Below are 23855 nucleotides of genomic sequence, written 5' to 3' on the forward strand. Positions count from 1 at the left end.
CCCCGAGATCGCTGCGCATGCCGGGTGGGCCCGCGGGAACCGTCCGCCGACCGATCGGACATGACTACTCTTTGTGCTCCCGAGGCGGGTCGGCCGTGGAACGGTCCTTGCGTCTGGTCCGACAGAGACCGTATCCACAACCGACGCCGCCGTTGACGCTCATGCCGGGGTCATCCGGTGTTCTCGTCGGACGCCTCCTGCGTGTCCGCGGCCTCGCTGCCGCCGGACAGGTCTGGCTTCGGACGTCCCTCCTCCTCCGGATGGACGTCCCGTTCACCGGTCTCCTGCTCCAAGGGGGAATCCAGCTCGCGTTCGGCTTCAGGACTGCTCATGGTCCCTCCTTTACGCCTTTGAACGGGTCTCTCGGCTTCCCATGTGCCGAGAAAGGAAACGGCGGATCGAGAACCCGAAACCGGGGGCGGACGGGTTTCACAAAGGGTGGCCGCCCTCGGGCAGGCAGTAGGTCTGCCTCAGAAAAGCGGCCATGTCCTCAAGCGCTTGGACATCACCGGCCTTGTAGCGCGCGTCGGTGTCCGTGCGTTCGCTCCCCGCCTTCGCCCACTGGTCCCTACGCGTGGGACCGGCTGCCGCCCGTGCGGCACATGCTCTGCGCGATCCCCGTCGTGATCGCCGGTGTGGCCAGTGCCTTCTTCGTCGTCACGGCGAACGCCTGGATGCAGCAGCCGATCGGCTTCGAGGTCGAGAACGGCCGGGTGGTCGCCGTCGACCCGTGGGAGGCCATGTTCAACCCGGCCACTCCGCCGCAGACCGTGCACATGATCCTCGCGGCGTTCATGGCGGCGGGATTCCTCATGGCCGGTGTGCGCGCCGTCGCCATGCTGCGCGGTCGCCGCGACCGCTACCACCGCCTGGACTTTCTGGTGCCCTTCACCATTGCCGCCCTGGTCACGCCGGTGCAGATCGGTGTGGGCGACTGGGCGGCGCACTTCGTGGCCGCCAACCAGCCGGTCAAACTCGCCGCCGTGGAAGGCGTCTTCAACACCGCACGGGGTGTCCCGCTCCATATCGGCGGCGTCGCCGTCGACGGCGGGATGCGCTACGGCGTGGAAATCCCGCACGGTCTGTCGTTGCCGGCCCACTTCGACCCGGACGCGGAGGTCACCGGGCTCAACGAGGTCCCGCCCGCCGACCGCCCGTCAGCGTCGTCCACTGGGCCTTCCAGATCATGGTCGGCTGCGGCTTCGCCCGGCTTGCCCTGCCGCCTGGCTCGGCTGGACGTGGCGGCGCCACAAGCGACTCCCAGGGACACCCTGGTTCCTGCGCGCTTCCGCCCTGTCGGGACTGGCCGCGGTCCTCGCCCTGGAAGCCGGCTGGGTCGTGACCGAGGTGGGGCGCCAACCCTGGATCGTCCACCGCGTCATGCGTACCGCCGAAGCGGTCAACCCGGCACCGAGACTGGTGTACGGATTCGTCCTCGTCAGCCTCGTCTACCTGGTACTGACCATCGCCACTGCCCATGTGCTGCGGCGCCTGGCGCGGGACCAGCCGATGCCCATCGCTCCCCGAGAGCGCGACGTGACCGACTACAAGGTCGTCTGACCGAAGGTGGGTGAACACCGACCATGCCACTGCCGGAGATCATGCCGGCCCTGCTGTGGCTCGGCCTGACCGCGTACGTGCTGTTCGGCGGCGCCGATTTCGGCGGCGGGGCAGGAGAAGCGGCCCGCGGCATGGCCGGTCATCACGCCGAAGCCGGCTTCCGTCTGCTGGCTCGGCTGCGCGGAGCCCCGGCACTGCATCCGCACGGCCTGACGTGCACGGCCGACCTCGAGATCCTGGACGACGGGCGCGGGCCAGAGCAGTTGGCCGGCGGTCAGGGTCGAGGCCACCCAGACGCTCATGCAGAAGGGGCAGGTGACCAGCTCGCCCACGGTTTCCCCCTCTGCCTCGGACTGCGCTTCCTCGAGCAGTTCGGCCGGGCCCTGCGAGCCTACGTGCCGTGTGAAGGGGGCCCGCAGCGGACTGATCACCGATGCCTTGCTCAGCAGTCGGCTGAGCCGGAACGTGGCCACCGAGGTCAGGACCACGTCCCACGGCTCGGGCCGGTCGGGCAGCGGGCGCCGGCGAAGCCGTACCGCCGTGGCCCAGGCCGCCGTGTACGCCGCGAATCCCGCCATGGCCGCGAGACAGCCGCCCAGGGGCCGCTCCTGCTCCGCCGAACAGTCCCGTCGGGTGCGCCGCAGAAGCCCGTTGAACCGTTGTGCCAAGCGGCTGTCAGTCGGCGTACCCATGGACCCTTTCCACTCCACTCCCGCTCCACTCGCCGTCCGCTTCCCGGTCGGCTCGGCGCAGACGCACCTCGACATGCCCGTCGAGGATCCGGGTGTCGAAAGCGGGCTGCGGTGCGGTGGCCGGACCGCGGACGTTCCAGCCGTCCGAGAGCCGGAAGACGCTGCCGTGCCACGGGCACCGGACACATCCGTCGGCGACCGCGCCCTCGGACAGCGGACCGGCGAGATGGCTGCACCGCTCGGCCAGTGCGTGGATCACCCCGCCGGATTCACGGACCACCAGGACCGGCACATCGTCCACGACGCGCCGCACGGGCCGCCCGGCCGGAAACTCGGCCACAGCGCCGATCCGGTGCCAGCCCTCCCGGACGACGTGCGGGACCTCTTCCGCATGGTTGGCGCCGGACGCCTGGTGGTAGGCCAGGTGGCCGCCCAGCATGCCGCCGAGCCCCACCGCCGTCAGTCCCAGGAAGCCGTACGCCCGGCCGGCACCCGTACGCCCCTTGAGGCGGCAGGTGAGCGAGGTCGCGTACAAGCCCACCGCCGCCCAGTTCGCCATGGCGTGCACCAGCCCCACACGCGCCTGCTCGCGGTGCAGCTCCGCCCAGTCGACGGCGCCCGCCAGCGCGGAGGGCGCGGCCGCGGCCAGGCCGACACCGACGAGCAGTCCCGCTTCACGGGAGCGGCCGGGCCGTGTGTCCAGCACGGCCGCGGACAGCCAGCTCCCGATCGGCACCTGCACCATCAGCGGATGGACCGGGTGCCCCAGCCACCTGCCGTGCAGCGCGTCCCGGCCGCGCCCCAGCGGCAGGGACCGTACCCCCGCCCGGAGAGCGTCGATCACCGGGTCCGCCCAGGGCGCCCGTTCCAGGCGGTCCAGGAACCACAGCACTCGGTTCTGTCGCATCCTGCGGTGACGTGGCGTTGCAGTCATGGACGCCGAGTCCCCCACCTGTGCACACGACAAACGCGGGCGGCCTCGGCGCCCTCTCGGTTCAGTCCGGCGGCCGGATGACGGCGCGCACGCAGCCGTCCTCCTTCTCCTTGAACATCTCGTAGGCCCGTGGCGCCTCGTCCAGGGGTACGGTGTGGGTCGCCAGGTGGGAGGTGCTCAGCTCCCCGGCCGCCACCCGGTCGAGCAGCATCGGAATGTAGCGCTGGCCGTGCTGCTGGGCACCCCGCACGGTCAGGCCCTTGTTGATGATCGCGCCGAGCGGGAACTTGTCGACGGCGCCGGCGAACACGCCCAGGACGAAGACGGTGCCGCCCTTGCGGCAGGCGTGGATGGCCTGCCGGACGGCGGTGGGGCGGTCCGTCTGCAGCCGCAGTTGCTGCTTCACCTGGTCGTAGGCGTGCACCAGGGTGTCGCTGTGCGCCTCCATGCCGACCGCCTCGATGCACACGTCCGGGCCCCGGCCGCCGGTGCGTTCGCGCAGTTCCGCCCCGACGTCGGTGGCCGTGTAGTCGATCGCCTCGCTGCCGATGTGCCGCTCGGTCATCTCCAGCCGTTCCGGGAGGCGGTCGATGGAGATCACGCGTTCCGCGCCGAGCAGGATCGCGGCGCGCGCCGCCATCTGGCCGACGGCCCCGCAGCCCCAGACGGCGACGACGTCGCCCGGCTTCACGCCGGCGAGATCGGCTCCCATCCACCCTGTCGGCACGGAGTCCGACACGAACAGGGCGCTCGTGTCGTCGATGCCCTCCGGCACGGGAAAGGCCCCGTAGTCGGCGAAGGGGACACGCACGTACTCGGCGTGGCTGCCCCGCAGTCCGCCCATGGCGTGCGAGTAGCCGAAGATGCCCCCGGGGTCCGCCCCGAACAGGGCCTGGCCGATGCCCGGGTTGGTGTTGGTGTTGTCGCACAGGGACCACAGGTCATGTGTGCAGTACCAGCAGCGGCCGCACCCGACGAACGAGGAGACCACCACCCGGTCGCCCACCGCGTGTCGGCGCACTCCACCACCGACCTCGACGACCTCCCCCAGGAACTCGTGGCCGATGACGTCCCCGGACCGCATGAAGGGAATGTAACCGCCGATGAGATGGAGATCGGATCCGCAGGTGGTGCCCGCGATCAGTCGTACGATCACGTCCTGATCGTTGCGCAGGACCGGGTCGGGCACGTCCTCGACGGCGAGCTTGTTCACGCCTTCCCAGCACAGCGCCTTCACAGCACTCCCTCCCCGCCCGCGCGTCGGCTCAGCAGCCCGACGAGTTTCCCGCCGGGCGTGTCGTGTGTCGTGGGCGGTGTGTCGGGTTGCATGACCTCTCCCGTCTCCAGCATCGCCTTGGCCTCGCGCAGGGCACGGCGCAGATCCTGGCGCGGGTCGTGGCCCGTGAGCCGGGCGGGCAGCGAGTGCGTGACCTCCGGCTGCGGGTCCCTCAGGCGTACGGCCAGTTCCGTGCCCCGGTCACCGGGCGCAGGGCGGATCCGCGTCTCGATCCGGTCCCCGTATTCCCGCAGCGGGGAGGGCAGCTTCTCGGGCTCGATGTCGCCCGGTCCGCGGTTGATCGTCACCGACAGCCATCGGTCCTCGGCGGTCGCCGAGGACCGGCCCGTCTGCAACCGTCGCAGGGTGAGGGCGGTGACGGCGGTGACGCCCGCGGCTGCCGTCCAGAGCATTTTCCTCGAAGTCATCGTCGGTCACCTTTCGGCGAAGCGGGGGTGGGCGGGCGCGCGAACGACCGCCTGCGCGCGCCGAGTACCCCGCCTCCGCTGGGTCATCTCCCCGCCGTCGACGGACCGCGAGGGCGCGGTGTGCCTCCGGTGGCGGGTGTCCGGCTCGGCAGGAAGCACGGCCTCTGGAGGTAATGCACCTCGAACGGAGGACGCCATGTCGTCGGTCGAGAAGCTGATCGACGCCTATCCCGCCGAGACGGGAATGCCGCCCAGGCTTCCGGGCGAGGCGGGCGAGAGCTCCCCCACTCCACCCTCCGGCGCGACCACCCCCGCCGGTGCGGCCATGGCGGTGGAACGCAGGCAGCCGGGGAAACCGGCGCGCCCGAGGAGCAGCTCCGCGAGCTGAACGTGGACGAGCTGCGCGACATGGCCCGCGAGAAGGGCTCCGGCGGTGTCTCCGAGATGCGCGAGAAGGGGCTGATCGAGGCGATCAGCTCCAAGCGCGGCTCGTGGGAACACACGTGAGGTGACGGCGACCGCGGGTCACGCGGTCGCCGTCGCCTTCAGCCTGGCCGGCTCACAGTGCTCGTCAGCGAGCCATCCGCGCGGAGCGGCCGCGACCGCCCCGGTCGGTGTTGCCCGCCGCCATGCTGGCCGCCAGCGCGAGCAGCAGGGCGACGGCGCCGACGATGACGTTGTTGACCACCGTGCGCGTGGTGTCCACGTTTCCGGCCACCACCCACGGCGCGATGATGGTCCAGACGCCGAGCACGGCGGCAGCCCACGCGCGGGCGTGGGTGCGCTCGTATGCGTGGCCGAATCCGCTCAGGAGCATGGCGTAGGCGATGCCGGTGATGAGGTTGTTCACGGCCAGGGTGGTGAAGCCGTTGAAGCCCGCGATCCAGGGAGACGCGGCCAGATACAGGCCGGTGACGAGGGCCAGCGCCTCGACGGCCTGCCCTTGCTGGGTCGTCACGGCCCGCTCGGCCCGGGTGTGACGCTCACGCATCTCCAGGATGTCCGGGTGCGACTCCATGGTGGTGTGGGTCCGGTCGGTCATGATCGCCTCCTGGTTCAGGGGTCCACGACGACCGGGTACCCACCGCACGACCGCGAACCAAACCGGCCGGTCGAGTGGCGACCGTCCTGCCGGCCGCTCGCAGCCGACCAGGCACGCGGACCGTCAGCCGTCGCTCCCCTCAGCGCCTTGCGTACGGCGTCCATGGTGCGGTCCATGAGGGCCGCGACGGGCGGGCGCCATGGCCTCGGCCGCCTTGAGGCCCTCGGCCATGGTGGCGAGCCGGCCGGCGTCCGCACCGCGCCGGATGTGGGTGAACTCGTAGAGGGGGTGCCCCCTCGGTTTCCTGGCGGAACTCGCGTCCGGACACGGCGTCGTGGTCGGCCATGACCCGCTCGCTCGGCGGCTCCTCGCCACCGCGGACCTGCTCCTGCATCTGCTCGGACCGCTCGTGTGCGTCACGCACGTATCCCGCTCCCAGCGTCGTGAGGCCGCTCTGGGTGTCCAGGAGCTCACCCAGGTACGCCTTGTCCGGCTCGAAGGTCAGGACGTTGGGCGGTTGCGGCGCCAGTACCGATTCGGGGTCGCGTCCATCGTGACGGCGCATCAGGAGGCAACAGAATTCGGGTAGATGCCTCTTCCTTGCACGACGACGCAAACGTGACCGGGTGGTCCGGGCGGGACGCGCCGTCCCTACACTCACGATCATGAACACTCAAGCCACCCCGCCCGAGGCACCGGCCGGCGACGCCGCCGAACCGGCTCTCTTCGCGACCATGTCCACCGTGCGGGCCATGCGGCGCCTCCAGCCCGACCCGGTGCCCGACGAACTCCTGGACCGGCTGATACAGGCGGCCGTCTGGGGCCCCAGCGGCGGCAACATGCAGCGCTACGAGTACGTCGTCGTCACCGACCCCGCGGTCATGGCCGACCTCGCCCCGCTGTGGAAGCGGTGCGTGGACGCCTACCTGGCCACGACCGGCAAGTACGCCCCCGCCGGCATGGACGAGGCCGCGTACGGACGCATGGTCGCCGCCATCGAGTACCAGCGCGACCACTTCGCCGAGACCCCGGCGCTGATCATCCCCTGCTACCGGTTCCCGGAGCCGAGGATCGAGGAGGAGGGCCTGCGGCGCTACGCCGAGGCGCTCGGCGCCGACGCGACGGCGCGCATGGCGGGGATCCAGGAACGCTTCGCCGCCCTCGCGGAGGGCTCCTGCGTCTACCCGGGCGTGCAGAACCTGCTGCTCGCCGCGCGGGGCCTGGGCCTGGCCGCCAACCTCACCATCTGGCACCTGATGCTGGAGGACGAGTGGAAGGCGGCCCTCGGCATTCCCGAGGACATGCACACCTTCGCGGCCATCCCGGTGGGGTGGCCGCGCGGCAGGTTCGGTCCGGTGAGCCGCCGCCCGGTCGCAGAGGTCGTGCACCGCAACCGCTGGTAGGCCACGACCGCCGGCCGCCACCGAGCCCCGGGCGGGGGAGGCCGCCCCCGCCCGGGAACACGGTCGCGCCCCGGCCGCCCGGTTGACGGTCCGCTGCCCCGTCCCCTCCGGGAGGCGAGCAGCCAGATCTTCCAGACCGTCGAGCAGTTCGAACAGCGGCTCGGCGGCTGTTCGGCCATCTCGGAACAGATCGCCGAGCACACCGGGATCGGGCAGGACCGCGTGCCGGCCGCACTGCGGGCGGTGCACGAATGCCGTCCGCGTTCTCTCGACGAGCCCACCGGGCACGACCAGGAAGCCTCGCTCGCCTACCTGGCTCCGCGCCTGGCGCCGGTGCTCGTCACCACTCCCCCGCTCACCGTCTGCGGACCCGTGGGTCTCAAACCCACGGGTCCGCGTGACCCCCCTCATGCGGGGACGGCCCACTCGTCAGGAAGGCGGGCAGCGCATGGCTCGCTCGCGCAGGCGCATCGCATGGGGAGCCGTGCTCACACTGGCCCCGCACGTCCTTCTGCAGCCTTGCCGCAGCCCCGCCGACTCCGGCGGGCCGGGCCACCGTGCGCGCGCCGGGCGTACGGCACGTCGTGCAAGGCGTCGGCGCCTCTTCCCGGCTGTTTCGGCGGATCACACGTGGGACATGTCGGCGAGTGCGGCCACCCGTGCCAGCACGTCCCCCTGGAAGAGCTCCCGCCCGCGGGCGATCCGGCGGTCCCGGGACGCGCCGTCCGCCGACAACCGCCGCAGGGCGCGCAGCAAGGTGGTGGTCCGGAGCGATCTCCGAGACGCCGAGCGCCGCCATCCGTCGCACGCCCTCCGTTCCATGACCGGGCAGCGGGCGATAGCCCACCACGGGCAACCCGGAGGCGAGAGCCTGTACGGCGGTCTGACCGGCGGCGTTGTCGACCAGGACGCGGGCCGCACGCAGCAGGCCGGGCATGTCGGTGACCCAGTCCGGTACGAGCGCGCCCGGGACCCCGGCCAGGCGGGCCCGCAGGCGTTCGTTCCGGCCGCACAGCACGACCGGGAGGAAACCGGCAGCGGCGAGCAGCCGAGCCGTCCTGCCCAGCGCCGAAGCCGCGCCCCAGGCTCCGGCGGACGGCACGACGGGCGGGCGTCCGGGGGCGTACCGCTCGAAGCGCGGTCGCCAGGCCGCGGTCCCGGCAGCCGGCGCGAAGAAGCCGGGTGCCACGACCGGTCCGGTCGTCTCGACGGGCACCGTGATGCTCCGGCCCACGTCCCGCGCGGCGAGCAGCAGGTTCTGCACGCCCGGGTAGACGCAGGAGCCCTCCGGACGCACGGCGCGCGGGTAGGCGTTGTCGACGGTGTGCTCGCCGTGTTCCAACTGGCGGACGGTACGGCGGACGCCTTCCAGGATGTCGAGCGGTTCGAACCCGGTGACGACGATGGGCACGCGGAAGCGCTCGGCGAGTTCCGGGTACTCGTCCATCCCCATGACACTGCGCACGTGCCCGGCGGCGAGGAACGCCTGCACACGGCAGTTCGGCGACTGCATGATCGCCTCGATCGCCGGAGGCACCCGCACGTGCGAGACCAGCAGACTGAAGTTGCGGATGCCGAGCTTGAGCGCCTGATACACCGTCATCGCGTTGGGCGGAGCGGTCGTCTCGAAGCCGATGCCGAAGAAGACGACCTGCCGGTCCGGGTTCTGTTGGGCGATGCGCAGCGCGTCGAGCGGGGAGTAGACGACCCTGACGTCTCCGCCGGTGCCGCGCACCTGGAACAGGTCGCGGCCGGTGCCGGGCACGCGGAGCATGTCGCCGAAGGAGCAGAAGACGACGTCGGGGCGGGAGGCGATCTCCTTGTCCCAGGGGACGGGCTCCACGTGGAAGCCGCCGGCGCCGGTGAACGCGGTGCCGGAGAACAGCATCAGCAGCGGCACCTCCCCCTCGGACAGGGCCCGGAAGTACCGCGACGCCGCGATGTCCGTGTCGTACGTGCAGGGCACGACCAGGTCGGTCTCGGTCTCCCCGGTGAATCCGGGGACCATCACCGAGACCTGCGCGAACTGCACGGGGTTGAGGCTGCTGCCCCATCGGGAGCGTTCACCGAAGAGGTCGGTCAGTGCCGCGGCCTCGGTGTCGTCGTAGCCGCGGCGGGCGGGTTCGACGCGGATCTGGCAGCGCAGCGCGAGCGCGTGGACGCGGGTCGTTCCGGACGCGGTGATCCGCAGCCGGAACACCAGGGTGGGGCCTGCCGCGTAGGCGTCGGCGCGTACTCCGGTGCAGCTGAAGGAGAACTCCGAGAACCCCGAAGACCCCGAGAACCCGGTCATCGCCGGCTCCCCTGAAGGGCGCGGGCACGGTCGCGGACGTGGGTGAAGAAGGCGTCGAGGTCGGCCCGGGCCTCCGCTCCCCCGTCGAAGCCCTGCCGGCGCAGGCGCATCCGGCCCACCAGTTCGTAGCAGATGTCGATCGGCACCAGATAGCACCCGGTGCGACCGTGGTGACGGCGCAACAGCAAGGCCTCCACGTCGGGTTCGAGCAGAGCGGCGAGGCGGGTGCCGGCGAGGACGGCCTCCCAGGAGGTCGGCTCCAGTTCGCTCTCGGTCGCTCCGGCCGGGCTCGGGTAGAGCGCGACCAGCCGGTCGAGGGCGGAGTTGCGGAAGAAGAAGGCGACGTCGACCGGGATGCGCAGTTGGTCCCAGGCGTTGTCGTCGAGCCGGTGGTCGGGGTCGCTCAGGCAGCGGCCGGGTACCGCGCGGAAGCGGCCCGTCGGGCCGCCGGAGCGGTCCAGCGACTGCGCGCAGGGACCGCACGCGCAGGCCAGTGCCCGCTTCTCGGTGTCGACAGGTGCGGGTGGCGTTCGCCGGCGAGGGGTGCTCCGCACAGTTCGCACTGCTCCTCGCGTGGTGGCCGGGGGGTGGTGAAGCGGCTCAGACCACGGCGGTCGGCGGTGCGCCGCGGTCCGTGCGCGCTCACGGGGCGGTGGCCGACGGCGGCCGGCCGTGCCGGGGTTCGGCGGTGCGGTGCCGATCTGGAGCAGCGCCGGTTCGCGGGAGGCGCCGGCGGGCTCCATCTCGCCGGCTGTCACCTCGGGGGCGAAGCAGGCGAGCGAGTCGGTGGCTGCCTGCGGACGGACTCCTGGGTGCTGGGGCAGCCGCAGCCCGTGCCGGCGCAGGGTGTGGTAGGGGGCCGCCGAATCGTCGAAGATGCTCCGCGTACGCGCGAGTTCCTGCTCCCGGTAACGGGCGAGAGGGGAGGTGGTCTCCCGGTGCTCGGCTTCCGCCTTCTTGGCCGCGAGACGCGTCTGAACGGAGGGAAGGGCCGGAAGATGTGCGGCTGTTCGGGTGACGTCGCTGGTGAAGTCATGCGGGCCGCAGTGAAGGACCCGGTCGACGAGCCCCGTGCCGAGCGCCGCTGAGGCTGTCAGCGGCGCGGTCTCGCCGGTGAGCCGTTCCGCCGTGGCGGCGCCCACCCGGCGGGACAGGGTGGGCATCCAGTACTCGGAGCCGTACAGGCCCATGAGCCGGTAGTGCGGGTTGAGGACCGAACCGGAGCGGCACCAGACCTCGTCCGCGGCCAGGGCGAGCATGACCCCGCCGGCGGCCGCGTTGCCGCCGATCGCGCTGACGACGAACCGGTCGGTCGTGGTGAGGACGGCCTCGACGAGGTCGTCCATGGCGTTGTTGTCGGCCCAGGATTCGGCGGCCGGGTCGGCCGCCGCCTCGATGACGTTCAGGTGGATGCCGTTGGAGAAGAAGTCCCGGCCACCGCCCAGTACGAGGACGCCGGTGGGGCGGGAGCAGGCCGCCCGGTAGGCGTCCAGCAGGCGTCGACAGTGGTCGGTGCTCATGGCGCCGCCCGGGAAGGAGAAGGCCAGGAAGCCGACCTGACCCTCCTCCCGGTAGCGGACGTCCTGCCAGGTCCGGGCTCCGGGAGGTGGCTGCGGTGCCGCGGGGGCTTCGGGCAGGGCGGGCAGGCGGTCGGCGAGGGCGAGGGCGGCGGGCAGTTTGCAGGCCCGGGGACGTCCTGGACCGGTGCGGGCCCGCAGCTCGGGGATCCAGACCGCGTCGTCCGCCGTGGCCCGGCAGATCGCGCCGGTGCGTGTCGCCAGGAGTTCACCCGGGCGGCCGCGGAGTCGGTCCTCCGCGTGGCCGCCGTACAGGAACCATCCGCGGCCGAGAAGTTCGTCGCGCACGCCCGGCTGGGAGTCCGCGGCACGCAGCTTGCGCAGGACGGTGCCGGTGGAGTCCGTCTCCCAGGAGATGCCCCGGTCCTTCTGCCGCACCGGCGATCGGGTCCTGGCACCCGGCAGGCTGGGGAAGTCGTCCTGCGGCCGGGACGTACGTGCCGGAGGCGAACCGGTCGACCGCGAGCAGGACGGCTTCCAGCGCCGCGTCGGACACCTCGCCCCGGTACAGGTCGCTCTTCGCCACCTCCGGCACGGCGCAGTTCGTCGTCGCCCACACGGGGCCGGCGTCCATCTCGGCCACGGCCTCCAGCACGGTGACGCCCCACTCGCAGGCGCCCTCCTGGACGGCCCAGTCGAGTGAGGACGGCCCACGGTCCCCCACGGGACCGGGGTGGGCGATCAAGCAGGTCCGCGCCGCCCAGACGTCCGGCGGCACGACGGCCTTCAGCAGGGGAGCCACGACCAGGTCGGGATCGTGCCGGTGCACCAAACGGCGCACGTCCTCGCCGTGCGGTGTGACCTCCACGACGACGGCGTGGCGGCGTTCCGACAGCTCGGCGTGGACACGCTGCGTGAGACTGTTGTACGCACTGGCGACGAGCAGAATACGCATGGTGGCTCTCCCTCGGAGGCACGGCCGCCGTCGTACCGCGGCCGTCCGGGGATCGTCGGCCCTCGCGCCCTCCCGTGGTGGCATGACCCCCGGGCATCGCTCGCACGGGTGACACTTCGGCTCCACCTGGCCGGGAGGCGAGCTCGCCGCCAATGGGGACAATGAGCGTGTTGTCGGACACTCGGCAGGGTGGTCGACACGACAACCGACAAGCAGGCCGGCACATGTCCAGGAAAGAGAAGTCGCCGCAGCCTTCGCACGGCGAGGGCCCGAGCCGCCACAAGGGCACCGAGCAGCACGGCTGGGCCCCCGACGTTGACGAGACACGCCAGCAGGACAACCCGAGCGCCCGGCGCTCCTTCCACCCGGACGAGCACGCCCCGCCCGCCGGCAAGGGACGCAGGAAGTCCAAGCAGGAACGTGAGTCCGTCCCCGGGGACGTGGTCGAGAGCGGCACGAAGAGCGGCGAGGAGTACGGCGACGCCGCGGAGAAGGGGATGCGCGACACCGGGCACCGAGATCGCTCCCGGCGCCCGAGCGGCACCAGGGACGACTCCGCCTTCACCGGCGTCGACCCGGGCAAGGACAAGGACCAGCACCGCCCCGGCTGACGCCGGGCGTGCGGTGTGCGCCCCACACCGGGTCACCTTCGGGCGGCGCGGCGGGCCGCACGGGCCGTGGGCAGGTAGCGCAGGCGCTCGGGCAGGAGCGGGACCACCGTGCGCACGACGGCGCCCAGGCGGCGCAGTCCGCGCTCGTCCCGTGCCGTCCAGGCCAGGCCGAGGCGGTCACGGACGGTGGGCGGAAGCAGGCCGGTCGTGACGAAGACGTGCAACCGCGCCAGGGGCGGGCGGAGTACCGGCCAGAGCCGGCGCAGGAGCGCTCCCGCGCCGTCCGGCGGCGGGATCGGCCGCCGCGGGTCGAGCAGCTCCGCCACGACGGCCGTCTTCTCCAGTTCCTCGCGCACCATCGTGTCGAAGTACGGCCAGAACTCCTCCGGGGTGCGCGGCATGTCACGCTGCTTGATGCCGAGGATGGCCCCGAGGGTGAGGAGTTCGTCGTAGAGGCGGCGTTCGGCCGGCTCGTCGAGCGGGCGGGACAGGTACTGTGCGGCCCTCAGGAAGACGGGGTAGGCGGTGGCGTGCACCCAGGCGTAGTAGGCGGGGGCGAGTGCGTGATAGGCGCGGCCGCGGGTGTCGGTGCCGCTGATGGTCCTGTGCAGCTCGCGGAGCCTGCGGCCCTCCTCGAGGGCCTGCTCACCGCCGTAGACCCACAGTTGCAGGGAGTTCAGTGAGCGCTCGGCCCGGCCCCAGGGGTTGGTGCGGAACACGGAGTGCTCGTCGACGCCCGCGCCGACCGCCGGGTGGGCGACCTGGAGCACCAGGGCGGCCGGCAGGGAGAGCAGGATCCGGACGTCACCGGCGATGTCCCAGAGGAGGGAGCCCGGCGCGAACGGGACGGGCTCGGGGCGAACGTCCGGGCCGGGCGCGGGGCCCGTGCCCGCGTCCGGGCCGGTGTGCGCGTGGTCGCCGGCCATGTCACCACGCTCCCAGGGCCGTCGTGCTCGCCCCCTGTCCCTGGCTGTGGGGGCCGGGGGCATCGCCCTCCGCCCAGAGGGCGATCGCCGCCTCCCTCGCGGTGTCCGGCACCGCGTTCAAGGTGCACGCCGAGGAGATCACCGCGAACGGTGTGTCCTCCTTCCCATCCTCCATCGGCTCCAGCCGCGACGCCAAGCCGGTCCTGCCGACCGCCGTCAAGGACGGCGCGGAGGAGATCCTTCCCAGCGCCGGGCGAGTCCGCCGAGAGCGCGTGACGAGTGCGGAGGCCCTCCGGGTGTTTCGCCGGAGGGCCTCCGCACTCCACCGCCCCGAAGGGCGCGCGCCTCAGCCGACGCCGGCCGTCGATGCCGCCCTACCAGCCGAGTCCGCGGACTCGGCGGTGAGCCGTTCCATGCCGCTGGTGTCCTTCAGCGGCTTCTCCTTGATGAACACCACGGCGATCACGGCGAGGGCCGCGACGGGCGTGGCCACGAGGAAGAGGTCCGCGGTGGCGACCCCGTAGGCGTGCTCCACGATCTCCCGCAGGGGCCCGGGCAGTGTGGCCATGTCGGGCACTCCGCCCTCACCGGACTCGTTCGCCCCGGCGAGGATGCCCGCTTCCGTCAGCCCCTCGGTCATCTCGGTGGCGACCCGGTTGGCGAGGATCGCCCCGAGCACACTGGTGCCGATGGTCCCGCCCATGCTCCGGAAGAAGGACAACACCGAGGTGGCGGCGCCCAGTTCGGTCGCGGGAACGTCGTTCTGGGCGGCCAGCACCAGGTTCTGCATCAGCATGCCGACGCCGATGCCCATGGTCGCCATGTAGACGCTCAGCAGGCCGAAGTGGGTGTCGACGTCGATGGTGGAGAGCAGCCCGAGGCCCGCCGTCATGATGACGGAGCCCGCGACCAGGTACACCTTCCACCGGCCGGTCTTGGTGATGATCTGCCCGGCGACGGTCGAGGAGACGAGCAGGCCCAGGATCATGGGCAGGCTCATCAGACCCGCGATCGTCGGGGACTTGCCCAGGGAGATCTGGAAGTACTGCGAGAGGAAGACGGTGCCGCCGAACATGGCCACACCGACGAGGAGACTCGCGACGGTGGTGAGCGTCACGGTGCGGTTGCGGAAGATGCCCAAGGGGATGATCGGTTCCGGCACACGCGACTCGACGACGACCGCGGCGATCAGCAGCAGCACTCCCCCGCCGGTCAGGGCGGCGGTCTGCCACGAGACCCAGTCGAACTCGGTCCCCGCGAGGGAGACCCAGATGAGCAGGGCGCAGACACCCGCGACGATCAGGAAGGCGCCCAGGAAGTTGATCTTCGCCTCACGGCGGACGGTGGGCAGCTTCAGGGTGCGCTGCAGCAGCGCGATGGCGAACAGCGCGAACGGTACCCCGATGAAGAAGCACCAGCGCCAGCCGAGCCAGGAGGTGTCCACCAGGACACCTCCGATGAGCGGTCCGGCCACGGTGCCGACCGCGAAGACGGCACCGAAGATGCCCGCGTACTTGCCGAGCCGGCGCGGCGGGATGATGGCCGCCATCACGACCTGCGCCAGAGCCGTGAGACCGCCCGCGCCGATGCCCTGCACCACGCGGCTGAAGATCAGCAGTCCCACTTCCTGCGAGAAGCCCGCGAGCAGCGAACCGATGATGAAGAGGGACAGGGACAGCTGGAGCAGCAGCTTCTGGTTGAACAGATCCGACAGCTTGCCCCACAGGGGCACCGTCGCCGTCATCGCCAGCAGTTCGGCGGTGATGACCCAGGTGTAGGAGGACTGACTGGCTTCCAGGTCGGCGATGATGCGCGGGAGCGCGTTGGCCACCACGGTGCCGGCCAGGATGGCGACGAACATGCCCGCCATCAGCCCCGACATGGCCTGGAGTATCTGCCGGTGGGTCATGGCGGTGGGTGACGCCTCCACGGGCGCCGGCGTTGAGTTCACTTCGGTTCTTTCGCAGCGGTCAGGAGTGTGGGCGGGAAGAGGGGGAGGGACGGCTCACGCGTGCCGGGGACGACGCGCAGCCGTTCCGTGAGGGAGGGAGGGAGGGAGAGGGTCAGGCCCCTTCGGCGGGCCCGGCGGGCCCGGCGGGTTCGACCGGTCCCGGGAGTCCGGTGGCCACGTGGTCGAACACCGATCGGAAGACCTCCTCGAAGGGAGCCTCGTCCTGTCGCACGCACCAGTGCTCCACGGCCACGCGGACGGCCGTGGTGCCGACGGCGGCCAGCAGGACGGCCGTGGTGCCGACGGCGGCTAGCAGCCTCGGATACAGCCCCAGGGCCTGCCTGCGCAGTTGGCCCTCGGTCGACCCGAGAGGGGGGCGGTCCCCCGTGAACAGCGGAGATCCGGCGCCGATGCGCTCCGCGAGCGTCTCGGCCAGTAGGAATTCGTCCTCGACGTGGGCGCCGAGACTCCGCGCCAGCAGGTCCCGCCGAGAGCCTGTCGATGGCGCTGATGCTCGTCCTGGAGACGCTCTCGCCAACCGAGCGGGCCGTCTTCGTGCTGCGCGAGGTCTTCGACGTCGGCTACGACGAGATCGCGGCCGCCGTCGACAAGAGCCGGGCGGCCGTCCGCCAAATCGCCCACCGCGCCCGCCGGCACGTCGACGCCCGCCGCCCACGCCAGGCGGCCTCCCCGCGCCAGACCCAAGCGGCCTTGGTAGTCGTTCCGGCGCGCGCTCGAGAGCGGGGACCTGCAAGGACTCCTCGACGTGCTCTCCCCGGAGGTCGTCCTGACGGGCGACGGCGGCGGCATCAAACCGGCCGCGCCGCGGCCGGTCCGCGGGGCCGGCAAGGTGGCCCGCTTCATGCTCGGCGGCCTCGGCAAGAACAAGCTCCCGATCACCGTCGGCCCCACCATGGTCAACGGCGGCCCGGCCCTCGTCGTGCACCTGGACGGCGGGCTCGACGGCGTCAGGGCGGTCCGCGTCGAGGACGCCCGCATCACCGGCCTCTACTACGTCCGCAACCCGGAGAAACTCTCCCGCGCCGAAGCCGAGACCCCCTGACCCTGCGCTGAACACCACCGGTTCCCGACGCACGGACGCGACGGAGCCCGGCCGCCCGTGGGGCGGTCGGGCTCCGCTGTCGGGGCCGGGGGTGTCAGTCGGTGATGTCGACCTTGCCGTTGGCGGCATCCACGGGAGCGTGCTCCGCGGGGGCCGGTACCTTCGGCGTGCCGCGCCGGGCGATCCCCTGGAGGAGTTCGCCGAGGTCGACGCCGGTGGTGGAGCTGAGGAGTTCCATGCCCTGCGCGACGTTGTCGGCCACGGTGCGCGGGAGTTGTCCCGCGCCGTCCGTGGAGATGACGGTCAGCTTGTCCACGGCGGCCAGCGGCTCGGCAGCCTTGCCGACGACCTCCGGCAGCACCTCGACCAGCATCTGGAGCACGGCCGCGTCACCGTAGCGTTCGAAGGCGTCGGCCTTCTTGTGCATGGCGTCGGCCTCCGCCGCACCCTTCGCGGCGATCGCGGCGGCCTCGGAGTCACCCTCGATGCGTACGGCGTCGGCGAGCGCCGCGCGGTGGGCCTTCTCGCCCTCACCGGTGAGCCTGGCCCGCTCGGCGGCCGCCTCGGCCTCCTTGACCGACGCGATACGTCGGGCCTCGGCCTCCTGCTCGGCCTGGTAGCGGGCGGCGTCGGCGGGCTTGCGGACCTTGGTGTCGAGTTCACGGTCGGTCAGTGCGGCCTGCCGGGTGGCGACCTTCTCCTGCTCCTGCAGGACCTCCTGCTGCCGGGCGGCCTCGGCGAGCGGGCCGGCGGCGTTGGCGCGGGCGGCGGCCTCGTCCGTCTCGGCCTTGATCTCGGCCTGCTTCAGGGCGAAGGTCCGCTGGGCGATCGCGATCTCCTCCTCCGCCTTGAGGCGGGCCTGCTCGGAGGCGCGCCGGGCGACGGCCTCGGCGATGTCGGCCTCCTGCTTGGCGCGGGCCGCCTCGGGCCGGCCCAGGTCCTCGAGGTAGGAACCCTCGGTGGTGATGTCCTGGATCTGGAACGCGTCCAGCACGAGGCCCTGCCCGGAGAGGCTGGCCTCGGCCTCCTCCGCGACCTGTCCGGCGAAGGCGGCGCGGTCACGGATGATGTCCTCGACGGACATGCGCCCGACGATGGAGCGCAGCGCGCCGGACAGCACTTCCTGGGTGAACCCGACGATGCCGTCCTGCTGGTCGAGGAAGCGCTGGGCCGCGGCGCGGATCGAGTCCTCGGTGCCGCCGACCTTGACGATGGCGACACCCTCCAGGTTCGCCTTCACTCCGCGCAGGGTGACCGCGCCCCGGACGGCGACCGGGATGTGCCAGGCTGGAGAGTTCGAGGGTGAATTTCTGCTGGACGAAGGGGACGACGAAGACACCGCCGCCGACCACGACCTTCTGGCCGCTGTTGTCGGTGAAGATCCGGCCGGTCTCGGGGTCGGTGGACTTCTTGCCGCGCCGGCCGGTGACGATGAACGCCTCACTGGGGCCGGCGACCTTGTAGCGGGTGACCACCACCAGGCCCAGCAGGACCAGGAGTACGACGACTCCCACCACGGCGATCAGTACAGGACTCATATGTGTGGAATCCCCTCAGCCTTCCCGGGGGACGGCGATGTGGTTCGGATGGGACAGGAACACGGGTACTGCGGGAGGTGCCGGCATCACCGCGGGCGTCGGCGGGTGACGTGCCGTTCCGCGGAGGCGTGCCGGTCGGCACCGGTCAGCGCTCGACCGGCCGGACCGCCACCGAGGTCGCGGACAGTGCCGACTCCACCCAGACCTCGGCGCCCCGCGCGACGGGCACGGCACTCTTCGCGGACAGCTTCAGCGGCTGCCCGGCGAGATACACCAGCACCTCGCCGTAGCCCTCGGCCGGGATGGCGGTCACCACCGAGCCGGAGGTGCCGACGAGGTCGCCGCCCCGCGGGGTGGCAGCGGTCTGATCCCGCATCAGGGCCCGGCTGAACTTCCAGGTCAGCCATCCCGCGGCGACTCCCGCCAGCACGCCGACCACCGTCGCACCGGTGACCCCGAGGCCCGTCGTGCCGAGGACGATCGCGCCGCCGAAACCGAGCATGGACGTGAATCCGGCGATCACCGGCAGCGACAGCAGTCCGTCGAACAGGCCGTCCAGCACACCGCCGAAGACGCCTTCCAGGAGTCCGTCGAAGATCAGTGAGAACAGCAGCAGAACCAGTCCCGCGACGCCGAGACCCACAAACCACTCCATTCGGGCCTCACTCTCGCTGGATGACCTCCCGCATGCGCATGCTCTCACGCGTCCCGATCCGAACACATTGCCAGAACCCGGCAATCTTTACGCATTCTTCATGCCGCCTTCCACCGGAGCGCACCGTTCCGCTCCCGCTCGGGCCGCGGTACCGGCCACGTGGCACACGGTGAACGTGCCCCCGTCTCCGCAACTGCCCTTCCAGGAGACTCCCCACGGAACCCCGAGGACGGAACCCTTGCCCGCCTCCGGCAGTTCACCCACTTCTCAGGCATGTGCACGGCTCCGACCCGCTCGCTGCTCATCCGGGTGCCGTCCAGCGGGGAGCCGTCTCGGCCCAGGCTCTGTCCCAGTCGGCGAGGTTTCGGCGGCGTACCACGAAACGGGTCACGCCGTGGGCGGCGGCGCCGGTGAGGGCCACGCCGGTGCCGGAGAGGAGGGCCCAGCCCATGCTGCGGCTGTGGATCTCCTCACGCGTCAGCGGTGGCCCGGTGGCCTCGCCGTCGGTGGTCACCCAGATGCGGACCGGGCTGCCGGCGGGCAGGTTCGGCCGCACCTCGACCCGGGTGGTGCCGGTCCGTCCGTCGTGGGTGGTGAAGCGGACCTCGACCGGGTAGCGGGCCAGCTTCTCCTCGTCCGATCCCGGCTCCGGATGGCGCGGGGCGTCCTCGGTGAGGGCCGCGGTCGTCTCGTACCGGGTCAGGTTCTGGTGGCGGGCCGTGTCCTCGTAGTGGCGGTGGGCGAGCTCCGAGACGACGGCGGTGACCACGGGCGCCACTGCCAGGACGGCGAGCAGTACGCCGAGACCGGTCCAGACCCGGAGTGCGTCGGTGTGGCGGCGCAGGGGGTTGCGCCGCCGGCGCCACAGCGGAGGGCGGTCGGGCGGGCCGAGACGGGGCCCGGGGGCGGTTGCGCGGGGGAACGGTGCCCGCCACGTTGTGACTCCTTCGGGCGCGGACGAGTGGGAGTGCGGGTGGCGGATCAGCCGGGTCCGGTGGCCAGGGGGTGGTGGTGCGCCGCGGCGAGCAGGCCGGCGGCGCCCCGGACTGCGGCGGTGTGCGGCGACGGCACCGGCTGGACCGGACAGCCGAGCCGGTCGGGCAGGCCGTGGGTGATCTCGGGGCGCAGGGCGCCTCCGCCGGACAGGAGGATTCCCCGGCGCAGGGCGGTGCGGGTGGTGGCGCTGCGGTCCTGCCGCAGCATCGCCGTCACCATGTCGACCACCGCGTCGGTGAGATCCCCGGGCGAGGTGCCGTAGTCGCCCAGGTCACCGACGCCCAGCGCGGTGCGCCGGGCGTCGGTGACGGCTCCCTCGGCGAGCAGCACCACCTCGGTGAGGTGCGCACCGAGGTCCACCACCAGGAGCGGGCTGGAGTGGTCGGCGCCCGCGGCGAGGGCAACCGCCCGCGCGCCCGGGACAGTGTGTACAGCGCGCGGGCGGAGGATTTCGACGGCCGTGCGGGCCGCTTCCCGGAAGGCGGGCCCGTCCAGGACCGGCGTCGTGACGACGACCAGGGGGCGGCCGAAGCGGGGCAGCCGGTGGCCGAGCAGCCGGTCGAGCATCCGGGCGGTGCCGGAGGCGTCGACGATGGCACCGCGCTGGATGGGGTGGATGGCACCGCTGCCCGGGAAGGTCACGGTGGGCACGTCGAGGACCATGCCCCGCCCGGCGATCCACGCGCGCGTGCGGGAGCTGCCCATGTCGAGCGCGATGCCGGAGCACCGCCGGCACAGCGGCCACGGGCTGTGCCGCGCGGCCGCCGTCCTGCGCGGACGCCGGATCACGGTCATCGCCCGGCCCTCCGGCCCGTACTCATCGTGCGGCCTCCCTCACCTGCTGGCAGCGGGCGCAGTAGCGGGCCTGGGGGACTATCAGCAGCCGGTCCCGTTCGACCGGGCCGCGGCACAGGTGGCAGCGACCGTAGCCGCCGGTGTCCATCCGGGCGAGCGCCGCCTCGACGTCGGCGAGCACCATCCGGGCGGACGCGGCGAGCCTGACGTGGACCTCGAGCTGGCCGACGACCTCCTGCCGGCGCGGATCGCCGGGACCCGACTCGGCGTCGACGGCGAACTGCCGCAGTTGCTCCTGGCGGAACAGCAGTTGCTCGCGCAGGTTCGCACGCAACGCCGCGAGGTCCTCGGAGGTGAGGACCTCGTCGTGCTCGTCGATGGTCTGGTGGGTCACCACTTCACCCCCTTGGGCAGAGCGGGAGAGGAGACGGACGGAGTACGGGTCAGGCGGCGCGGCTCTGGCAGGTGACGCAGTACGGGGTGTGCGGGAGGATCTCGAGGCGTTCCGCCGGGACGGGCTTGGAGCAGCCCAGGCAGGTACCATAGCTGCCGTCCTCGACGCGGGCGAACGCCGCTTCGATCTCCGTGAGGGCGCGCTTGATGCCATCCTTCTGGTTGGACATCAGGTGGTCGTCGGGACTCCCTCCTGTTTCGTCCAGGGCCTTGAGCTGCGCCAACCGCGTGGTGCGCGCGTGTTCGAGGCGCTGACGGATCTCGTCGGCAGCGGTGTGGGCGGAACGCGGTTCGGTGCGCGGCAGGTCGAGCGACACGGAGAGTCTCCTCTGTTGACAGACAGGTGATCTCCCAGCATCGCCCTTTCCGCGCCCGGCGCCCATTGGGCGCGGGACCCATCTCCGTCGGGTTCGAGGACCCACCCCGTTCGGCATGGGTCGGCAGACGGACGGAAATGGGGCGCGGGGCCCATCGACGGGAGGGGCCGGCTCGTGCACTCTGTCCGCTGTTTCGCCGTTCGCCGTGGGAGAAGGGGTATGCCTCCGGGGGTTGCTGCCGCATCGGTCGCTGTGGTGCCCGACAGTAGAGGCAGACGAAAAAATGAGGAAGGCGTGACCCCCGTGTCCCTGTACTGGCGGATCTTCGGGCTCAACGCGGTGGTGCTGGGCGCGGCCACCGCGCTGTTGCTGTGGGCTCCGGTGACCGTGTCCGTTCCGGTGCTGCTGACCGAGGCAGTGATCCTGGTGGGCGGTATGGCTGTGATGCTCGTCGCCAACGCGGCCCTGCTGCGAGTCGGGCTCGCTCCGTTGGACCGGGTGACCCGGCTGATGACCACCGTCGACCTGCTGCGGCCCGGTCAGCGGCTTCCGGTGCGCGGCGGCGACGAGGTCTCCGAGCTGGTCAGCGCCTTCAACGCCATGCTGGAGCGGCTGGAGAAGGAGCGCGCCGCGAGCAGCGCCCGCGCCCTGCTCGCCCAGGAGGCCGAGCGGCGCCGTATCGCCGTCGAGCTGCACGACGAGGTCGGGCAGAGCATGACCGCGATCCTGCTGGCCCTGAAGCAGGCCGCCGACGAGGCGCCCGATCCGCTGCGCGGCGAGCTCCGTCAGGTGCAGGAGATCACCCGGGAGAGCCTGGACGAGGTCCGCCGCCTGGTGCGACGGCTGCGTCCGGGTGTGCTGGACGATCTCGGTCTGGTCAGTGCGATCACCTCGCTCGCCACCGAGTTCGCCACCCACACCGGGCTGCGGGTGAAGCGCAGCTTCGACCCCGATCTGCCCGCCCTCGACAACGGCACCGAGCTTGTGATCTACCGTGTGGCGCAGGAGAGTCTGACCAACGCCGCCCGGCATGCCGAGGCACGGAACGTCAAAGTGAGCCTGTATCGGGAGGACGACCATGTGGTCCTCGAGGTGAGCGACGACGGCCGTGGCGTCGGCGTCGCCCGTGAGGGCGCCGGAATTCGCGGTATGCGTGAACGGGCCCTGCTCATCGGGGCCACACTGGACATCACTCCCGTCACCCGGACCGGTACCCGGATCCGGCTGGCCGTGCCCGCCGTCAGGAAGCAGTCATGACCCACCAGGCCCCACCGACCACGATCCGGATCCTGCTCGCCGACGACCATGCCCTGGTACGCCGCGGTGTCCGGCTGATCCTCGACCGGGAGCCGGACCTGGAGGTCGTCGCCGAGGCCGGGGACGGCGCGGAGGCGATCTCGATGGCCCGCGCCCAGGAGGTTGACCTGGCCGTCCTGGACATCGCCATGCCCCGGATGACCGGTCTGCAGGCCGCCCGCGAACTGTCCGCGCTCAAGCCGGGCTTGCGTATCCTCATGCTGACGATGCACGACAACGAGCAGTATCTGTTCCAGGCGCTCAAGGCCGGGGCCAACGGGTACGTCCTGAAATCGGTCGCCGACCGTGACCTGGTCGCCGCCTGCAGGGCCGCGATGCGCGACGAGCCGTTCCTCTACCCGGGGGCGGTCACCGCGCTGATCCGCAACTACCTCGACCGGGTCCAGCACGGTGAGGAGGCCGCCGAGCAGTTGCTGACGCCGCGCGAGGAGGAGGTGCTGAAGCTCGTGGCCGAGGGTCACTCGTCGAAGGAGATCGCCGAGCTGCTCTTCATCAGCATCAAGACGGTGCAGCGGCACCGCGAGAACCTGCTGAGCAAGCTGGGTCTGCGGGACCGTCTGGATCTGACCCGGTACGCGATCCGCGCGGGGCTCGTCGAGCCTTGAGCCACGTCCTGCCGGGACCTGCCGCCCGCCTTCCACTCCGCATCGCCGCGGTCCTCACCGCGCTGGCCTCCGTGCTGCTGACCTTCGGGTTCGGCATCCCGGACGGCCCGCGGCCCGCCCTCGCGGCGCAGCCGCCCGCCGTCGGCGCCCCCGCGGCTCCCGGTCCCTCCGTCCCGGGTCCGGCGACGCCCGACGGGCCGGGCCCGGCCGCGCCGGATCCCGCCGCGGATCCCGGGACCCACTCGTCCGACGCGCGTCCGCACACCGACGACTGCACCGCCCGCACCGTGCCCTTCCGGCCGCAGCGCGACGCCGGGGAGCGTACGGTGCCGGCCGGTCATCTGCTGTTCACTCCCGAGCACACCCCCCGCGTGCCGCCCCGGCCGGCCCGGCCCGCCCCGGCGGCCGGGCACGCGCCGCCCGCCGCCGCGCACATGCCTGCGGACCTCGGCCGGGCGCCTCCCGTATCGTCCAGCGCTTGAGAGTCCTGTCACCTACCTCTCCGCCGTGCCGTAGCCGGCCACGGCG

General features: G+C 72.0%; 23 protein-coding genes and 5 pseudogenes. 9 read left to right on the forward strand and 19 right to left on the reverse strand.

What is annotated here, in order from left to right; genetic code table 11:
* Positions 1-170: 170 nt before the first annotated feature.
* The gene (locus tag WJ438_RS04835; RefSeq protein ID WP_406724109.1) at positions 171-332 is read right to left on the reverse strand and encodes a hypothetical protein; all 162 of its coding nucleotides are present in this window, start codon (positions 330-332) and stop codon (positions 171-173) included.
* Between the two features lie 270 nt (positions 333-602).
* Here WJ438_RS04835 and WJ438_RS04840 point away from each other — a divergent pair.
* Together WJ438_RS04840 and WJ438_RS04845 are read left to right on the forward strand one after the other, a co-directional pair.
* Positions 603-1103, forward strand: a pseudogene (locus tag WJ438_RS04840) (cytochrome ubiquinol oxidase subunit I); the annotation flags it as partial.
* Positions 1012-1560, forward strand: a complete 549-nt coding sequence (locus WJ438_RS04845) for a cytochrome ubiquinol oxidase subunit I (protein ID WP_406724110.1) — start codon at positions 1012-1014, stop codon at positions 1558-1560. The pseudogene WJ438_RS04840 and the gene WJ438_RS04845, both read left to right, overlap by 92 nt.
* On the opposite strand, the gene WJ438_RS04850 is transcribed toward WJ438_RS04845, so the two are convergent.
* The 4 genes from WJ438_RS04850 to WJ438_RS04865 all read right to left on the reverse strand — a co-directional run bounded on the left by WJ438_RS04850 (position 1545) and on the right by WJ438_RS04865 (position 4890).
* Positions 1545-2252, reverse strand: coding sequence for a DUF1360 domain-containing protein (locus WJ438_RS04850; protein ID WP_406724111.1), 708 nt, complete (start codon positions 2250-2252; stop codon positions 1545-1547). The genes WJ438_RS04845 and WJ438_RS04850 overlap by 16 nt on opposite strands.
* Positions 2236-3159 carry a Rieske 2Fe-2S domain-containing protein gene (locus tag WJ438_RS04855; RefSeq protein ID WP_406724112.1) on the reverse strand — a complete coding sequence of 308 codons (924 nt, stop codon included), beginning with the start codon at positions 3157-3159 and terminating at the stop codon, positions 2236-2238. The genes WJ438_RS04850 and WJ438_RS04855 overlap by 17 nt, the downstream gene beginning before the upstream one ends.
* An 88-nt stretch (positions 3160-3247) precedes the next feature.
* Positions 3248-4423: a zinc-dependent alcohol dehydrogenase gene (locus WJ438_RS04860; RefSeq protein ID WP_406724113.1), complete on the reverse strand. Its 1176-nt coding sequence runs from the start codon at positions 4421-4423 to the stop codon at positions 3248-3250.
* On the reverse strand, positions 4420-4890 hold the full coding sequence (locus WJ438_RS04865; protein WP_406724114.1) for a hypothetical protein: 471 nt from the start codon (positions 4888-4890) through the stop codon (positions 4420-4422). Before WJ438_RS04865 ends, WJ438_RS04860 begins: the two co-directional genes overlap by 4 nt.
* 196 nt (positions 4891-5086) lie before the next feature.
* On the opposite strand from WJ438_RS04865, the gene WJ438_RS04870 reads away from it, so the two are divergent.
* Positions 5087-5278 carry a hypothetical protein gene (locus tag WJ438_RS04870; protein WP_406724115.1) on the forward strand — a complete coding sequence of 64 codons (192 nt, stop codon included), beginning with the start codon at positions 5087-5089 and terminating at the stop codon, positions 5276-5278.
* A 183-nt stretch (positions 5279-5461) separates the two neighbouring features.
* Here the strand turns inward: WJ438_RS04870 and WJ438_RS04875 are convergent, their stop codons facing one another.
* Positions 5462-5932, reverse strand: a complete 471-nt coding sequence (locus tag WJ438_RS04875; RefSeq protein WP_406724116.1) for an SPW repeat protein — start codon at positions 5930-5932, stop codon at positions 5462-5464.
* A gap of 665 nt (positions 5933-6597) precedes the next feature.
* Between WJ438_RS04875 and WJ438_RS04880 the strand changes: the two genes are divergently transcribed.
* The gene (locus tag WJ438_RS04880) at positions 6598-7335 is read left to right on the forward strand and encodes a nitroreductase family protein (RefSeq protein WP_406724117.1); all 738 of its coding nucleotides are present in this window, start codon (positions 6598-6600) and stop codon (positions 7333-7335) included.
* 379 nt (positions 7336-7714) lie between these two features.
* Here the strand turns inward: WJ438_RS04880 and hypD are convergent, their stop codons facing one another.
* From hypD to WJ438_RS04895, 3 genes and pseudogenes are all read right to left on the reverse strand, one after another.
* Positions 7715-9628, reverse strand: a complete 1914-nt coding sequence (gene hypD / locus WJ438_RS04885) for a hydrogenase formation protein HypD (RefSeq protein ID WP_406729590.1) — start codon at positions 9626-9628, stop codon at positions 7715-7717.
* Positions 9625-10274: pseudogene (locus WJ438_RS04890) on the reverse strand (DUF5947 family protein). The gene hypD and the pseudogene WJ438_RS04890 overlap by 4 nt, the downstream one beginning before the upstream one ends.
* Positions 10275-10437: 163 nt before the next feature.
* A pseudogene (locus tag WJ438_RS04895) lies at positions 10438-12100 on the reverse strand (hydrogenase maturation protein); the annotation flags it as partial.
* A 224-nt stretch (positions 12101-12324) separates the two neighbouring features.
* On the opposite strand from WJ438_RS04895, the gene WJ438_RS04900 reads away from it, so the two are divergent.
* A complete protein-coding gene (locus WJ438_RS04900) occupies positions 12325-12711 on the forward strand; it encodes a hypothetical protein (RefSeq protein ID WP_406724118.1) in 387 nt (128 codons plus the stop codon).
* A 32-nt stretch (positions 12712-12743) separates the two neighbouring features.
* Here the strand turns inward: WJ438_RS04900 and WJ438_RS04905 are convergent, their stop codons facing one another.
* The 4 genes from WJ438_RS04905 to WJ438_RS04920 all read right to left on the reverse strand — a co-directional run bounded on the left by WJ438_RS04905 (position 12744) and on the right by WJ438_RS04920 (position 16126).
* On the reverse strand, positions 12744-13637 hold the full coding sequence (locus WJ438_RS04905) for an oxygenase MpaB family protein (protein WP_406724119.1): 894 nt from the start codon (positions 13635-13637) through the stop codon (positions 12744-12746).
* A gap of 1 nt (position 13638) precedes the next feature.
* On the reverse strand, positions 13639-13812 hold the full coding sequence (locus tag WJ438_RS04910) for a hypothetical protein (protein ID WP_406724120.1): 174 nt from the start codon (positions 13810-13812) through the stop codon (positions 13639-13641).
* 171 nt (positions 13813-13983) lie between these two features.
* The gene (locus tag WJ438_RS04915) at positions 13984-15588 is read right to left on the reverse strand and encodes an MDR family MFS transporter (protein ID WP_406724121.1); all 1605 of its coding nucleotides are present in this window, start codon (positions 15586-15588) and stop codon (positions 13984-13986) included.
* 112 nt (positions 15589-15700) lie between these two features.
* On the reverse strand, positions 15701-16126 hold the full coding sequence (locus WJ438_RS04920) for a hypothetical protein (protein ID WP_406724122.1): 426 nt from the start codon (positions 16124-16126) through the stop codon (positions 15701-15703).
* Here WJ438_RS04920 and WJ438_RS04925 point away from each other — a divergent pair.
* Positions 16075-16651: pseudogene (locus WJ438_RS04925) on the forward strand (sigma factor-like helix-turn-helix DNA-binding protein); the annotation flags it as partial. The gene WJ438_RS04920 and the pseudogene WJ438_RS04925 sit on opposite strands and share 52 nt — an antisense overlap.
* A 94-nt stretch (positions 16652-16745) precedes the next feature.
* On the opposite strand, the pseudogene WJ438_RS04930 reads toward WJ438_RS04925, so the two are convergent.
* The 6 genes and pseudogenes from WJ438_RS04930 to WJ438_RS04955 all read right to left on the reverse strand — a co-directional run bounded on the left by WJ438_RS04930 (position 16746) and on the right by WJ438_RS04955 (position 21405).
* A pseudogene (locus WJ438_RS04930) lies at positions 16746-18189 on the reverse strand (flotillin family protein).
* A 145-nt stretch (positions 18190-18334) separates the two neighbouring features.
* Positions 18335-18844, reverse strand: coding sequence for a hypothetical protein (locus tag WJ438_RS04935; protein ID WP_406724123.1), 510 nt, complete (start codon positions 18842-18844; stop codon positions 18335-18337).
* A 301-nt stretch (positions 18845-19145) separates the two neighbouring features.
* Positions 19146-19622 carry a hypothetical protein gene (locus tag WJ438_RS04940; RefSeq protein WP_406724124.1) on the reverse strand — a complete coding sequence of 159 codons (477 nt, stop codon included), beginning with the start codon at positions 19620-19622 and terminating at the stop codon, positions 19146-19148.
* A 203-nt stretch (positions 19623-19825) separates the two neighbouring features.
* On the reverse strand, positions 19826-20635 hold the full coding sequence (locus tag WJ438_RS04945; protein ID WP_406724125.1) for a rod shape-determining protein: 810 nt from the start codon (positions 20633-20635) through the stop codon (positions 19826-19828).
* Between the two features lie 22 nt (positions 20636-20657).
* On the reverse strand, positions 20658-21029 hold the full coding sequence (locus tag WJ438_RS04950; protein WP_406724126.1) for a TraR/DksA family transcriptional regulator: 372 nt from the start codon (positions 21027-21029) through the stop codon (positions 20658-20660).
* 49 nt (positions 21030-21078) lie between these two features.
* The gene (locus WJ438_RS04955) at positions 21079-21405 is read right to left on the reverse strand and encodes a TraR/DksA family transcriptional regulator (RefSeq protein WP_406724127.1); all 327 of its coding nucleotides are present in this window, start codon (positions 21403-21405) and stop codon (positions 21079-21081) included.
* A 303-nt stretch (positions 21406-21708) separates the two neighbouring features.
* On the opposite strand from WJ438_RS04955, the gene WJ438_RS04960 reads away from it, so the two are divergent.
* Genes WJ438_RS04960 through WJ438_RS04970 form a run of 3 tightly spaced genes read left to right on the forward strand, consistent with a single transcriptional unit; the run spans position 21709 to position 23809 of the window.
* Entirely contained in the window at positions 21709-22662 is a 954-nt protein-coding gene (locus tag WJ438_RS04960; RefSeq protein ID WP_406729591.1) for a histidine kinase, read from the forward strand.
* Positions 22659-23327 carry a response regulator gene (locus tag WJ438_RS04965; protein WP_406724128.1) on the forward strand — a complete coding sequence of 223 codons (669 nt, stop codon included), beginning with the start codon at positions 22659-22661 and terminating at the stop codon, positions 23325-23327. Before WJ438_RS04960 ends, WJ438_RS04965 begins: the two co-directional genes overlap by 4 nt.
* A complete protein-coding gene (locus WJ438_RS04970) occupies positions 23324-23809 on the forward strand; it encodes a hypothetical protein (RefSeq protein WP_406724129.1) in 486 nt (161 codons plus the stop codon). The genes WJ438_RS04965 and WJ438_RS04970 overlap by 4 nt, the downstream gene beginning before the upstream one ends.
* The last annotated feature ends 46 nt before the right edge of the window (positions 23810-23855 follow it).

The sequence above is a fragment of the Streptomyces sp. GD-15H genome (assembly GCF_045291515.1).
GTDB lineage: Bacteria > Actinomycetota > Actinomycetes > Streptomycetales > Streptomycetaceae > Streptomyces.

Coding starts and splice junctions, on each gene's coding strand:
- WJ438_RS04875 (WP_406724116.1), bottom strand. CDS start 5,932: ATGACCGACCGGACCCACACCACCATGGAGTCGCACCCGGACATCCTG.
- WJ438_RS04905 (WP_406724119.1), bottom strand. CDS start 13,637: ATGGCCGGCGACCACGCGCACACCGGCCCGGACGCGGGCACGGGCCCC.
- WJ438_RS04880 (WP_406724117.1), top strand. CDS start 6,598: ATGAACACTCAAGCCACCCCGCCCGAGGCACCGGCCGGCGACGCCGCC.
- hypD (WP_406729590.1), bottom strand. CDS start 9,628: ATGACCGGGTTCTCGGGGTCTTCGGGGTTCTCGGAGTTCTCCTTCAGC.
- WJ438_RS04870 (WP_406724115.1), top strand. CDS start 5,087: ATGTCGTCGGTCGAGAAGCTGATCGACGCCTATCCCGCCGAGACGGGA.
- WJ438_RS04965 (WP_406724128.1), top strand. CDS start 22,659: ATGACCCACCAGGCCCCACCGACCACGATCCGGATCCTGCTCGCCGAC.
- WJ438_RS04850 (WP_406724111.1), bottom strand. CDS start 2,252: ATGGGTACGCCGACTGACAGCCGCTTGGCACAACGGTTCAACGGGCTT.
- WJ438_RS04855 (WP_406724112.1), bottom strand. CDS start 3,159: ATGCGACAGAACCGAGTGCTGTGGTTCCTGGACCGCCTGGAACGGGCG.
- WJ438_RS04945 (WP_406724125.1), bottom strand. CDS start 20,635: ATGACCGTGATCCGGCGTCCGCGCAGGACGGCGGCCGCGCGGCACAGC.
- WJ438_RS04865 (WP_406724114.1), bottom strand. CDS start 4,890: ATGACTTCGAGGAAAATGCTCTGGACGGCAGCCGCGGGCGTCACCGCC.
- WJ438_RS04835 (WP_406724109.1), bottom strand. CDS start 332: ATGAGCAGTCCTGAAGCCGAACGCGAGCTGGATTCCCCCTTGGAGCAG.
- WJ438_RS04935 (WP_406724123.1), bottom strand. CDS start 18,844: ATGGAGTGGTTTGTGGGTCTCGGCGTCGCGGGACTGGTTCTGCTGCTG.
- WJ438_RS04900 (WP_406724118.1), top strand. CDS start 12,325: ATGTCCAGGAAAGAGAAGTCGCCGCAGCCTTCGCACGGCGAGGGCCCG.
- WJ438_RS04910 (WP_406724120.1), bottom strand. CDS start 13,812: ATGGAGGATGGGAAGGAGGACACACCGTTCGCGGTGATCTCCTCGGCG.